This window comes from Bradyrhizobium sp. (assembly GCF_019244115.1).
In the GTDB taxonomy this organism is placed as follows: Bacteria; Pseudomonadota; Alphaproteobacteria; order Rhizobiales; family Xanthobacteraceae; genus Bradyrhizobium.
Genome location: NZ_JAFATE010000614.1, coordinates 1 through 11,695 on the forward strand (window position 1 = coordinate 1; position 11,695 = coordinate 11,695).

Genomic DNA, 11,695 nt, shown 5'->3' on the forward strand with positions numbered 1-11,695 from the left:
GGCGCATTCGATCAGGATTGGGCTGTGACCGCGCCGAGATTCTCGTGCAGGCGGCGCAGCAGGTCGATCAGGACCTCCTGCTCCTCCTGATCGAGACAGGACAACAATTTCCGTTCGCGCTCCAGCGCCGCGACAATGACCTGGTCATGTATGGCGCGGCCGCGCGCGGTCAACGAGATCGAATGGCTGCGGCCGTCGTTCGGGTCGGTCCTGATCGCGACCAGCCCGCGCTTCTGCAGCGCCGCCAGCGTGCGGCTCACCGGGCCCTTGTCGAAGCCGATGACGTGACAGATCCGCGAGGCCGGAATGCCCGGCTCGATGGCGAGCAGCGACATGATGCGCCATTCCGTGACGTTGACGCCGAAATTCGTCTGGTAGAACACCGTCGCGCTGTTCGACAGCTTGTTGGCGATGAAGGTGATGAACGCCGGCACATAGCGTTCGAGATCGAGCGTCTGCCCCGGTGCTGCAGGGATCTCGGCTGGTCGACGCGGCTTGGCGGGGGGCGCGCTGGTGCTCATCTCTTTCGATCGTCGCGTCGTGCAGACGAGGAAGTCATAGAGACTAGGGCCCACACCCTACAAGTCCAAATTTCAGGGAGGTTCGCATGAGCGCCATGGGCTCCCCGCAAGCCACCGGCAGCAACTCGTCCGGCGGCAGGCCGCCCGCTGCAATCCCACATCTCGCGATCGACCCCTTCTCGATCGCGTTCTTCGATGATCCTTTTCCCGCCCACCAGGCGCTGCGCGACGCGGGACCGGTGGTCTATCTCGAGACCTGGAACGTCTATGGCGTGGCACGCTATGCCGAGGTCCATGCCGTCCTCAACGACCCCGCAACCTTCTGCTCCGGCCGCGGCGTCGGCCTCAGCGATTTCGCCAAGGAGACGCCGTGGCGGCCGCCGAGCCTGATCCTCGAGGCCGATCCGCCCGCCCATACGCGAACGCGCGCAGTGCTCAGCAAGGTGCTGTCGCCCACCGTCATGAAGCAGCTCCGTCAGCATTTCACCGCGGTTGCGGATGCGACGATCGACGGATTGCTGGCGCGCGGAAGCTTTGATGCGGTCGTAGAGCTTGCCGAAGCCTATCCGCTGTCGGTGTTTCCGGATGCGCTCGGCCTGAGGCCGGAAGGGCGCCAGCATCTGCTGCCCTATGCCGGTCTCGTGTTCAACGCCTTCGGCCCTCCTAATGAATTGCGCCAGAGCGCGATCGCACGCTCCGCGCCGCACCAGGCCTATATCGCCGAGCAGTGCCAGCGCGAAAATCTCGCCCCTGGCGGGTTTGGCGCCTGCATTCATGCCTTCGCGGACACCGGCGACATCACCGACAAGGAGGCGCCGCTGCTGGTGCGTTCGCTGCTGTCGGCGGGGCTCGACACCACGGTCTATGGCATCGGCGCGGCGGTCTATTGCCTGGCACGCTATCCCGATCAGTTGGCGCGCCTGCGGGCCGACCCCACCCTGGCGCGCAATGCGTTCGAGGAGGCCATCCGCTTGGAAAGTCCGGTACAGACCTTCTTCCGCACCACGACGCGGGCCGTCGATATCGGCGGCTCCGAGGTCGGCGAGGGCGAAAAAGTGCTGATGTTTCTCGGTGCCGCCAACCGCGATCCGCGCCGCTGGGCCGAGCCGGACAGCTACGACGTCACACGCAAGACCTCGGGCCATGTCGGCTTCGGATCCGGTATTCACATGTGCGTCGGCCAATTGGTGGCGCGGCTCGAAGGCGAGGCGGTGCTGTCGGCGATTGCCCGCAAGGTCGCCTCGATCGCAATCTCGGGTCCGGTGACCCGCCGGTACAACAACACGCTGCGCGGGCTCGAAACCCTGCCGATCACCCTGACTGCCGCATAAGGATCACGATGCCGACCATTCATTTCGTCCATCCCGACAACCGCTCCGAAAGTGTTGATGCCGACATCGGCAACGGCGCGATGCGCGCGGCGCTCGCCCACGGTCTCGACGGCATCCTCGCCGAATGCGGCGGCAGCGCGGTCTGCGCCACCTGTCACGTTTATGTCGACGAGGCGTGGCTCGCAAAACTCAAGCCGGTTGGCGCCGATGAGGATGAACTGCTGGACGGCACCGCGTCCGAGCGGCTGCCGAACGGCCGGCTGTCGTGTCAGATCGAGATGACGTCGGAGCTCGATGGTCTCGTGCTGCGGCTCCCGGAACGACAAACCTGATTTTCGTTCGTCGCGTCCGCCGCGAGGAAGCGGGCCGACACATTTGCGGAGGGGAAACAAAACATGAGTGTCATGCGATATCTCGCAGTTGCGGTGGCGTGTCTTGCCAGCGCTGCGGCGCGCGCCGAGATTTCCGACAATGTGGTGCGGATCGGCGTGCTCAACGACATCTCCGGCATCTTCCAGGACACCAACGGCATGGGGTCGGTCGAGGCCGCGCGCATGGCCGCGGAAGATTTTGGCGGCGGCGGCAAGGACATCAAGGTCGAGATCGTCTATGCCGACCACCAGAACAAGGCGGACGTGGGATCTGCGATCGTCCGCAAATGGCTCGACGTCGACAAGGTCGACGCCGTGGTCGACGTGCCAAATTCGGCCGTGGGCCTCACCATCAATGCGCTGCTCCGCGACACCCGCATGACCTTCCTCGCCTCCTCGACCGCGAGCTCGGACCTCACCGGCAAGGCCTGCTCGCCAAATACCATCCAGTGGGTCAACGATGTCTGGGCAACCGGCAACGCCACCGCGGCGGCGATGATCAAGCGCGGCGGCATGGACTGGTATTTCGTCACGGTGAACTTTGCGCTCGGCCAGGGCATCGAGGCGGAGGCCACCAGCTATATCGAGAAGCACGGCGGCAAGGTGCTCGGCTCGGCCAAACATCCGCTCGGCACCTCGGATTTCGCCTCGCTGCTGCTGCAGGCGCAGAACTCGAACGCCAAGGTGATCGGCCTCGCCAATGCCGGCGGCGACACCATCAATGCCGTCAAGCAGGCCACCGAGTTCGGGATCCAGCAGGGCGGCCAGTCGCTGGTCGCCTTCCTGCTGTTCATCAATGACGTTCACGCCATGGGCCTGAAAGTCGCGCAGGGCCTGCAGCTGCTCGAGGCGTTTTATTGGGACATGGACGACGACACCCGCGCCTTTGCAAAACGCTTCGCCGCGCGGCCCGGAATGAACGGCAAGATGCCGAGCGGCAACCAGGCCGGCGTCTATTCAGCGACGCTCGCCTACCTGAACGCGGTGGCGGCGGCCGGCAGCGACGATGCCCACGACGTCGTGCCGCAGATCAAGACGTTCAAGGGCAGGGACCCCCTGTTCGGCGAGATCGCCATCCGCCAGGACGGCCGCGTGATCCACCCGATGTATCTGTTCGAGGTCAAGAAGCCGGAGGAGTCGAAATATCCCTACGACTACTATCGCCTGGTCGCGACCATATCAGCCGAGCAGGCGTTCCGCCCGATGGCTGAGGGCGGTTGTTCACTGGTCAAATAGAAGGCGGGTGTAAATAGGCGCGTCGCGCGCCGACGAGGATGGTCGCCGTTGCGGCGAGCCACGGCCGAATGGTCACATTGCAGCCGTCACGTCTCTCGCGTAAAGCGTCCGGGGAGAACGGAGGGCAAACCGATGACCGTGGTGCGAGAGATGGCGGTGCCCGAGACCCTGTTCGCGCCGCCGCGCGTCATCGCTGACCACTGGGCCGACGGCACGATCCAGTTGCGATCGGCCGTACCGCTGCAAGACTATGCGCGGTGCGTCGGGGAGTGGCTGGAGCACTGGGCGCAGATGCCGGACCGGATTTTTCTCGGCGAGCGCGTTAGCGTCGATGCGCCGTGGCGGACGGTGACCTACGCCGATGCTTTGCAGCAGGTCCGCTCGGTTGCGAGCTGGATCCTGGCGCAGGGTCTGAGCGAGCAGCATCCCCTCGCCATCCTCTCTGATAACGGCGTCGACCATGCGCTGTTCACGCTGGCGGCCATGCATATCGGCGTGCCGGCCTCGGCGATCTCGCCGGCCTATTCGCTGATGTCGAAGGATTTTGACAAGCTCAAGGGTATGATCGAGCTGCTCGATCCCGGCGCGATTTATGTCGCCGCCGAACAGCCCTTTGCAAAGGCGCTCGCGGCCATCAAGCCGCTGCACCGGGCGAAAATCGTCGCCAGCGACGGCGACACTGCGATTCCGTTCCGCACGATCGCGAGCACGCCCGAGGACTCCGCCATCGCTACGGCCTTTGCATCGGTGACGCCCGATACGATCGCAAAATTTCTGTTCACGTCCGGTTCGACCGGAACGCCGAAAGCCGTCATCAACACGCAGCGGATGCTGACCGCGAGCCAGCAGGCCAAGGCGCAGACCTGGACTTTTCTCGACCAGGCGCGCGATCTCGTGATCCTGGACTGGCTGCCCTGGAGCCACACGTTTGGGGCCAATCACAATTTCAACCTCGTGCTGCGCAATGGCGGCACGCTCTATATCGACAGCGGCAAGCCGCTGCCCGGCCTGTTTGCGACCTCGCTCGCCAATCTGCGCAGCGTGATCCCATCGGTCTATTTCAACGTGCCCCGCGGCTTCGACATGCTGATCGCGGCGCTCGGCGAGGACGACGCGCTGTGCCGCCGTTTCTTCGGCGAGGTGAAGTTTGCGTTCTATGCCGGCGCCGCGCTGCCGCAGAATCTCTGGGATGCCATGCAAGCGCTGTCGCATAAGGCGGTCGGTCGCGCGCTGCCGATGGTGTCGGCCTGGGGTTCGACCGAAACCTCGCCGCTTGCGACCGACTGTCATTTCCGGGCGGACCGTTCCGGCAATATCGGCGTGCCGACACCGGGCACCGAGCTGAAGCTGGTGCCGTCGGGCGACAAGCTCGAGGTGCGCGTGCGTGGCCCCAATGTGACGCCGGGCTACTGGAAGATGCCCGACCTCACCGCGCGCGCTTTCGATGATGACGGCTTCTATCTGATCGGCGATGCGGTGAAGTTCGCCGATCCCGACCACCCCGAGCGTGGCCTGTTCTTCGATGGCCGCGTCGCCGAGGATTTCAAGCTCTCTTCCGGCACCTGGGTCAGCGTTGGCGCGCTTCGCGTGGCCGGCATCGCCGCGCTGGCGCCGCTCGCACAGGACATCGTGCTGACCGGCCATGATCGCGACAGCATCGGCTTTCTGGTATTTCCCAATCTCGCCGCCTGCCGCGCCCATGCCGGGCTGCCGGAGACCGCTGCAGCGGCTGACGTGATTGCCAGCGAGAAGGTGCGTGCGGGATTCGCGCAGGGATTGGCGCGGCTGAAGGCGAAGGGTGGCGGCTCCTCGACCTATGCGACCCGGGCGCTGTTGCTGGCGGAGCCGCCGTCGGTCGATGACGGCGAGATTACCGACAAGGGCTACATCAACCAGCGCGCCGTGCTGACGCGTCGCGCAGATGCGGTTGCCCGTCTGCAGGATGATGCCTCACCGCAATGGATCGGACTGCCAGAAACGCGATGATTCCTATTTGTGCGAACCTTCCACAAGTACAAGCTGTCATCACCCGCGAAGGCGGGTGATCCAGTATCCCAGAGACGGCAGTGTTTTACCGAGAAGCCGCGGCGTACTGGATGCCCCGCTTGAAGCGGGGCATGACGACCATTGATGTTGCGGGCTTTGCGCGCATCTCATTTGCCATAGCGCTTGGCGTCAGCCGGTCACCTTGCTCGAGCCCTGGGTGATCAGCCGCGCGGCGCGCTGGTCGCGGGCATGAATCCAGAGCCAGCTCATCGCGACGGCGAGGCGGTTGCGCAGGCCGATCAGGAAGTAGATGTGGGCAATGCCCCAGATCCACCAGGCAATGGCGCCGCGCAGCTTGATGCGCCCGAAATCGATCACTGCGAGTCGCTTGCCGATCTGCGCGAGACTGCCGGCGTGCTTGTAGCGGAACGGCGGCAGTTTCTCGCCGCGCAGCCGCGCCTTGATCGATTCGGCGACGTAGCGACCCTCCTGCTTGGCGGCAGGCGCAATGCCGGGCACAGGCTTGCCGTTCCAGGCCGATATCGTCACGGTATCACCGATCGCAAAAATGTCGGGATGACCGGGCACGGTGAGGTCGGGTTCGACTTGCAGGCGGCAGGCGCGGTCCGCCGGCGCGCCGAGCCATTCGGCAGCGCGCGAGGCGCGCACACCGGCGGCCCAGATGATGGTTTTCGCCGCGAGCGTCTTGCCACCATAGACCACGCCGTCGCGCGTGCATTCGGTGACCGGCTGGCCCAGCATCACCTCGACGCCGAGGCGTTCCAGCGAGGCCTGTGCATAGGCCGAAAGGTCATCGGGAAAGCCGGCAAGCACGCGCGGACCGGCTTCGATCAGCACGACGCGGGCCTTGCGCGTATCGATGTTGCGAAAATCCCGCGGCAGCGTGTCGCGGGCGAGATCAGCGATGGTGCCGGCGAGTTCGACGCCGGTCGGGCCGGCCCCGATGATGACGAAGGTCAGGCGGGCCGCGCGGCGCACCGGATCGGTCTCGCGCTCGGCGCGCTCGAAGGCGACCAGGATGCGCCGCCGCACCGTGGTGGCATCTTCGAGCGTCTTCAGCCCGGGCGCCCATTGCTCCCATTCGTCATGCCCGAAATAGGCGTGGCGCGCGCCGGTGGCGAGAACCAGCGTGTCGTAGTTCACTTCGCCGCCGTCTTCGAGCAGCACGCGACGGCTGGCGGCATCCACGCCCGAAACTGTTGCGAACAGCGTCGTCACCTCGGGCCGGTTGCGCAGCAGGTAGCGGATCGGCCAGGCGATCTCCGACGTTGCGAGCGAGGCGGTCGCCACCTGGTACAGCAGCGGCTGGAACAGATGATGGTTGCGACGGTCGATCAGCGTGATGCGGACCGGGGCGCCGGCGAGACGATAGGTCGCCTCCAGGCCGCCAAAGCCGGCGCCGACGATGACCACCTGGTGAGGATTTGATGGCGTCGTCATCCCTGAGGCCCTCGATATTCGGTGTTCCCGTCGGCAATCCTGGACGATTGTTGGGTCCAATCCAAGCCCACGGTCGCTATCGAACGATAGCTAAACGCGACCGATATCATGCGTAGCGCCCCGAGCTTCCGTCAGGCGCAAGCGGTTTGCGGGCCAAATGTCGCTGGGCCGAAATTGTTTCGCTCCGCCTGAATCTTTTCATCAACGCGGTTCGTCCCTCGAGAAGGTAACAAACGGCAGGAGTTCACGATGAATCGAAGGCTGATCAGCTACAGGACCAAACCCGAACTGGCCGACAAGAACGCCGAACTGGTCGCGGCCGTGTTCAAGGAATTGGCGGTCGAAAAGCCCGGCGGCGTTCGCTACATGACGCTGCGGCTCGACGACGACACGTTCGTCCACATCGTTGAAACCGAGGCCGATGACGGCACCAGCGCGCTCCCCAAACTCAGTGCGTTTCAGGCCTTCCAGAGCGGCGTCAGGGACCGCTGCCTCGAAACGCCGCTGGTGCGTCGCGCAACCATCGTCGGCAATTACCGGATGCTGGGTGAAGGTTGAAGCGGCATAAGCCGCTCCCTCCAAGCCGCAGTCGCGGATCGCCGCGCCTGCGGCTTTTTGCGCTGCACGCCCCGTGACTGCCTTGAACTATAATTCTTGCCTTTGCCACAGAAGGCGAATTATGGTTCATGGGCCCTTGCGAAGGTCTATCGGTTGGCGGCGGGTTCTGTGTTGCTGCCGGCTCGGGATTGCGCACACAAGATAGGCGCGCGGATAAGAAGAGGTATCCGGCAGCGACCTGTCGCGCAGGTTCGCACGGGCATTTGCCGGCTCGCCGGAACGATTGAAGGCAAGGGAGGGGAAATGAAGATGAGGACGGCACTTTGGCTCGCGGGCGTGGCTTGGCTCGCGTTCGGCAATTCGGCGTTGTCAGCGGATTCCATCAAGATCGGGTTTGTTTCGACCTTCAGCGGTCCGACCGCCGTGATCGGCAACGACATGCGCAATTCCTTCGAGCTTGCGCTCGAGCATCTCGGCCGCAAGATGGACGGCAAGCCGGTCGAGGTGATCTATGAGGACGACCAGCAGAAGCCGGATATAGGCAAGCAGAAGACCGAAAAGCTGGTGCAGTCCGACAAGGTCGATTTCATCGCCGGCTACATCTGGTCGAACGTGCTCTTGGCCTCGCTGAAGACCGCGGTGGATTCGCAGACCTTCCTGATCTCGGCCAATGCCGGTCCGTCGCAGCTCGCCGGCGAATTGTGCTCGCCTTACGTGTTCTCGACCTCCTGGCAGAACGACCAGACGCCGCAGGCCATGGGCCTCTACATGAACCAGAAGGGCGTCAAGTCGGTGTTCTTGATCGGCCCGAACTACGCCGCCGGTAAGGATATGCTGGCCGGCGTCAAGAGCACCTTCAAGGGTGAGGTGGTCGGCGAGGAATACACGGTCTGGCCGAGCCAGCTCGATTTCTCCGCCGAGCTGACCAAGGCGCGCAACTCCAAGGCCGAGTCGATCTTCGTGTTCTATCCAGGCGCGGCCGGCGTGCAGTTCCTGAACCAGTATGTCCAGGCCGGGCTGAAGCAGCAGATCCCGCTCTACACCGCGTTCACGATCGACGAGTTGTCGCTGCCGCTGCAGAAGGACAACGCGCTCGGCGTTCCCGGTGCCCAGGAATGGGTCAACGACCTGCCGAACGAGCAGAACAAGAAGTTCGTCGAGGATTACCGCAAGAAGTATCCGGACTTGCGGCCGACCTATTATGGCGCCCAGGCTTATGACGCCGCGCAATTGATCAACAGCGCGGTGGTTGCGGTAAAGGGCGACCTCACCAAGAAGGACGCGATGAAGGCCGAGATGGAGAAGGCCAACTTCAAGTCGCTGCGCGGGCCGTTCAAATACGGCAACAACCATATTCCGATCCAGAATTTCTATCTGCAGGATGTGGTCAAGGACGCCGAAGGCCAGCTCTCGCTGAAAACGGTTGCCACTATCGTCAAGGACGACCAGGACCGTTTTCACGATAAATGCCCGATGAAATAGGCGCGGATTTTGCTATCAACGGCGGCGCTGTCTCTTCTCCCCTCCCCCTTGCGGGGAGGGGGCGGGGGTGGCGGTGACGGGCGCGGTCGTTTGAAGCTACCCCCTCCCCAGCCGTCCTCCCCGCAAGGGGGAGGGAGCGCACCTCCGTCGCGGTCGCAGCTCGATCTCATGAAAGGTTGCTTTCATATGCGGCCGCTTTGATTGTGAAGGCATGCTTCTCGTCGTCGAACAAGTTCTGAATGGCCTGCAGTTCGGGCTCCTGCTGTTCCTGCTCGCCGCGGGACTGACGCTGGTGTTCGGGATCATGGATCTCGTCAACCTGGCGCACGGCTCGCTTTACATGATGGGCGCCTATTTCGCGGCGACGTTCGTGGCCTGGACCGGCAATTTCGTTCTCGGTGCGATCCTGGCGCTCGGCGCCACGCTCGTGCTCGGCATCGTGCTGGAGGTCGTCGCGCTTCGGCACCTCTACGGCCGCGACCATCTCGATCACGTGCTGGCGACCTTCGGGCTGATCCTGTTCTTCAACGAGGCGGTGCGGCTGATCTGGGGACCGGCGGGACTGGCGCTGCAATTGCCGGACTGGTTGACGGTCCCGGTCCCGATCCTGCCCGGCATCCATTATCCCGCCTATCGTCTCGCCATCATCGTGGTGGCGCTGCTGGTCGCGCTGCTGCTCTATCTCGGCGTGATGCGCACGAGAATCGGCATGCTGATCCGCGCCGGCGCATCGAACCGGGAAATGATCGGCCCGCTCGGCATCAACATCAAGCTGCTCTACACGCTGGTGTTCGGACTCGGTGCGGCGCTGGCCGGCCTCGCCGGGCTGATGCAGGCGCCGATCCTCACCGTGCAGATCGGGATGGGCGAGAACATCCTGATCCTCGCTTTCGTCGTGATCGTGATCGGCGGCATCGGCTCGATCCGCGGCGCGTTCTTGGCCGCGATCCTGGTCGGGCTGATCGATACGCTCGGCCGCGCGTTCCTGCCCAACCTGCTGCGGCAGATCCTGAGTTCGGCCGCCGCCTCGACCGCGGCGCCGGCGTTGTCCTCGATGCTGATCTACCTGTTGATGGCAATCGTGCTGGTGGTGCGACCGGAGGGGCTGTTTCCGGCCGCGCGACGATGATGAAGACAAGACTGAATGCCGGGCACCTGGTCGCGGTGCTGGCCGTCGCAGGCCTGCTCGTGCTGCCGCTCTATTCGGCGCTCTCCGGCAACATTTTTGTGCTGACGCTGTTCACCCGCATCGTCATCATGGCCCTGGCGGCCGCAAGCCTCAATCTGATCATGGGCTATGGCGGCATGATGAGCTTTGGGCACGCGGCCTATCTCGGCATCGGCGGCTATGCCGTCGGCATCCTCGCGCAGGAAGGCATCGGCTCCGGCTTCATCCAGTTTCCGATGGCGCTTTTGGCCTCCGCGCTGTTTGCGCTGGTGATCGGCGCGCTGTCTTTGCGTACCCGCGGCGTCTATTTCATCATGATCACGCTCGCCTTTGCGCAGATGGCCTATTATGTCGCCTCGGGCCTCGCGCGTTACGGCGGCGACGATGGCCTCACCATCTACAAGCGCAGCGATTTTTCCGGCCTGGTCAATCTCTCGAACCGCGTGCAGTTCTACTATCTGTGCCTCGCCTGCCTGCTTCTGACCGTGTTCCTGATCTGGCGCATCGTCAATTCGCGCTTCGGCATGGTGGTGCGGGGCCTGCGCTCGAACGAGCAGCGCATGCAGGCGATCGGGTTTCCCGCAAAACGCTACCAGCTCGTCTGCTTCATCATCGCCGGGACGCTGTGCGGACTCGCCGGTGCGCTGCTCGCAAACAATACCGATTTCGTCAGCCCCGCCGTGATGTACTGGACGCGCTCGGGCGATCTCATGGTGATGGTCATCCTGGGCGGCATGGGCACCTTGTTCGGTCCCCTCGTCGGCGCGATCGTGTACCTGCTGCTCGAGGAGCTCTTGTCGCAGATCACCGAATACTGGGCGCTGATCATGGGGCCCCTGCTGCTGCTGATCGTGCTGTTCGGACGCGGCGGCATCATGGGCGTGCTCGGGAGGTTATCGCGTGGCTGAGCCGCTGCTCCGGGTCGACAATCTGGTCCGCCGCTTCGGCGGCATCGTCGCCACCGATCACGTCTGCCTCGATGTTGGCCGCGGCGAACTGCACGCGATCATCGGTCCCAACGGCGCCGGCAAGACGACGCTGATCAGTCAGTTGACCGGACATCTTGCGCCGCACGCGGGAAGCATTCATCTCGACGGCCGTGACATCTCCGCATTGCCGGCGTGGCGCCGCTCTGCGCTCGGCTTGGCGCGTTCGTTCCAGATCACCTCGCTGCTCTCGGACTTCACGGCCGCCGACAATGTTGCGCTGGCGGCGCAGGCGCATGCCGGCCATTCCTTCCGCTTCTTCGCCAATGCGCGCAAGGAAGCGCGCTTGCGCGACGCGGCCCGCGCCGCGCTGGAGCGCGTCGGCCTTGGCCATCGCGCCGATGTGGTGGTCGCAAAACTCAGTCATGGCGAGCAGCGCGAGCTTGAGCTTGCGGTTGCGCTGGCGAGCCGGCCGCAGCTATTGCTGCTCGACGAGCCGATGGCCGGCCTTGGCGTCACCGAATCGGCGCGCATGGTGAAGCTGCTCAAGGAGCTGCGGCGCGAGGTGTCCATCGTCCTGGTCGAACACGACATGGAAGCGGTGTTCGCGCTCGCCGACCGCATCAGCGTGCTGGTGTATGGCCGCGTCATCGCC

At 64.2% G+C, this 11,695-nt stretch carries 11 protein-coding genes; 9 read left to right on the top strand and 2 right to left on the bottom strand.

What is annotated here, in order from left to right:
• Positions 1–11 precede the first annotated feature (11 nt).
• Entirely contained in the window at positions 12–521 is a 510-nt protein-coding gene (locus tag JOZ76_RS27000; protein ID WP_291703840.1) for a MarR family winged helix-turn-helix transcriptional regulator, read from the bottom strand.
• Positions 522–607: 86 nt separating this feature from the next.
• Between JOZ76_RS27000 and JOZ76_RS27005 the strand changes: the two genes are divergently transcribed.
• The 4 genes from JOZ76_RS27005 (at position 608) to JOZ76_RS27020 (ending at position 5,445) form a co-directional block, all read left to right on the top strand.
• On the top strand, positions 608–1,852 hold the full coding sequence (locus tag JOZ76_RS27005; RefSeq protein ID WP_441300107.1) for a cytochrome P450: 1,245 nt from the start codon (positions 608–610) through the stop codon (positions 1,850–1,852).
• Positions 1,853–1,860: 8 nt separating this feature from the next.
• Complete coding sequence (locus JOZ76_RS27010) at positions 1,861–2,184, top strand: 2Fe-2S iron-sulfur cluster-binding protein (RefSeq protein ID WP_291703842.1); 324 nt, start codon at positions 1,861–1,863, stop codon at positions 2,182–2,184.
• Between the two features lie 63 nt (positions 2,185–2,247).
• Complete coding sequence (locus JOZ76_RS27015) at positions 2,248–3,459, top strand: ABC transporter substrate-binding protein (RefSeq protein ID WP_441300108.1); 1,212 nt, start codon at positions 2,248–2,250, stop codon at positions 3,457–3,459.
• Positions 3,460–3,591: 132 nt separating this feature from the next.
• A complete protein-coding gene (locus tag JOZ76_RS27020) occupies positions 3,592–5,445 on the top strand; it encodes a feruloyl-CoA synthase (protein WP_291703844.1) in 1,854 nt (617 codons plus the stop codon).
• 189 nt (positions 5,446–5,634) lie between these two features.
• On the opposite strand, the gene JOZ76_RS27025 is transcribed toward JOZ76_RS27020, so the two are convergent.
• Positions 5,635–6,906 (bottom strand): NAD(P)/FAD-dependent oxidoreductase, encoded by a 1,272-nt coding sequence (locus JOZ76_RS27025; RefSeq protein ID WP_291703846.1) that lies wholly within the window; start codon positions 6,904–6,906, stop codon positions 5,635–5,637.
• Between the two features lie 249 nt (positions 6,907–7,155).
• On the opposite strand from JOZ76_RS27025, the gene JOZ76_RS27030 reads away from it, so the two are divergent.
• The 5 genes from JOZ76_RS27030 to JOZ76_RS27050 all read left to right on the top strand — a co-directional run.
• Positions 7,156–7,464 carry a hypothetical protein gene (locus JOZ76_RS27030; RefSeq protein WP_291703847.1) on the top strand — a complete coding sequence of 103 codons (309 nt, stop codon included), beginning with the start codon at positions 7,156–7,158 and terminating at the stop codon, positions 7,462–7,464.
• Positions 7,465–7,773: 309 nt separating this feature from the next.
• Complete coding sequence (locus tag JOZ76_RS27035; protein ID WP_291703849.1) at positions 7,774–8,946, top strand: ABC transporter substrate-binding protein; 1,173 nt, start codon at positions 7,774–7,776, stop codon at positions 8,944–8,946.
• Positions 8,947–9,157: 211 nt separating this feature from the next.
• Positions 9,158–10,075, top strand: coding sequence for a branched-chain amino acid ABC transporter permease (locus tag JOZ76_RS27040; RefSeq protein ID WP_291703851.1), 918 nt, complete (start codon positions 9,158–9,160; stop codon positions 10,073–10,075).
• Entirely contained in the window at positions 10,075–11,022 is a 948-nt protein-coding gene (locus tag JOZ76_RS27045) for a branched-chain amino acid ABC transporter permease (protein ID WP_291703852.1), read from the top strand. The genes JOZ76_RS27040 and JOZ76_RS27045 overlap by 1 nt, the downstream gene beginning before the upstream one ends.
• The coding region (locus JOZ76_RS27050) for an ABC transporter ATP-binding protein (protein ID WP_291703854.1) at positions 11,015–11,695 on the top strand (681 nt) is incomplete at its 3' end. The genes JOZ76_RS27045 and JOZ76_RS27050, both read left to right, overlap by 8 nt.

Bases quoted from the DNA above. Each gene is read 5' to 3' on its own strand.
- JOZ76_RS27045 (WP_291703852.1), top strand. From the start codon at position 10,075: ATGAAGACAAGACTGAATGCCGGGCACCTGGTCGCGGTGCTGGCCGTC.
- JOZ76_RS27010 (WP_291703842.1), top strand. From the start codon at position 1,861: ATGCCGACCATTCATTTCGTCCATCCCGACAACCGCTCCGAAAGTGTT.
- JOZ76_RS27040 (WP_291703851.1), top strand. From the start codon at position 9,158: ATGCTTCTCGTCGTCGAACAAGTTCTGAATGGCCTGCAGTTCGGGCTC.
- JOZ76_RS27015 (WP_441300108.1), top strand. From the start codon at position 2,248: ATGAGTGTCATGCGATATCTCGCAGTTGCGGTGGCGTGTCTTGCCAGC.
- JOZ76_RS27005 (WP_441300107.1), top strand. From the start codon at position 608: ATGAGCGCCATGGGCTCCCCGCAAGCCACCGGCAGCAACTCGTCCGGC.
- JOZ76_RS27035 (WP_291703849.1), top strand. From the start codon at position 7,774: ATGAGGACGGCACTTTGGCTCGCGGGCGTGGCTTGGCTCGCGTTCGGC.
- JOZ76_RS27020 (WP_291703844.1), top strand. From the start codon at position 3,592: ATGACCGTGGTGCGAGAGATGGCGGTGCCCGAGACCCTGTTCGCGCCG.
- JOZ76_RS27025 (WP_291703846.1), bottom strand. From the start codon at position 6,906: ATGACGACGCCATCAAATCCTCACCAGGTGGTCATCGTCGGCGCCGGC.
- JOZ76_RS27030 (WP_291703847.1), top strand. From the start codon at position 7,156: ATGAATCGAAGGCTGATCAGCTACAGGACCAAACCCGAACTGGCCGAC.
- JOZ76_RS27000 (WP_291703840.1), bottom strand. From the start codon at position 521: ATGAGCACCAGCGCGCCCCCCGCCAAGCCGCGTCGACCAGCCGAGATC.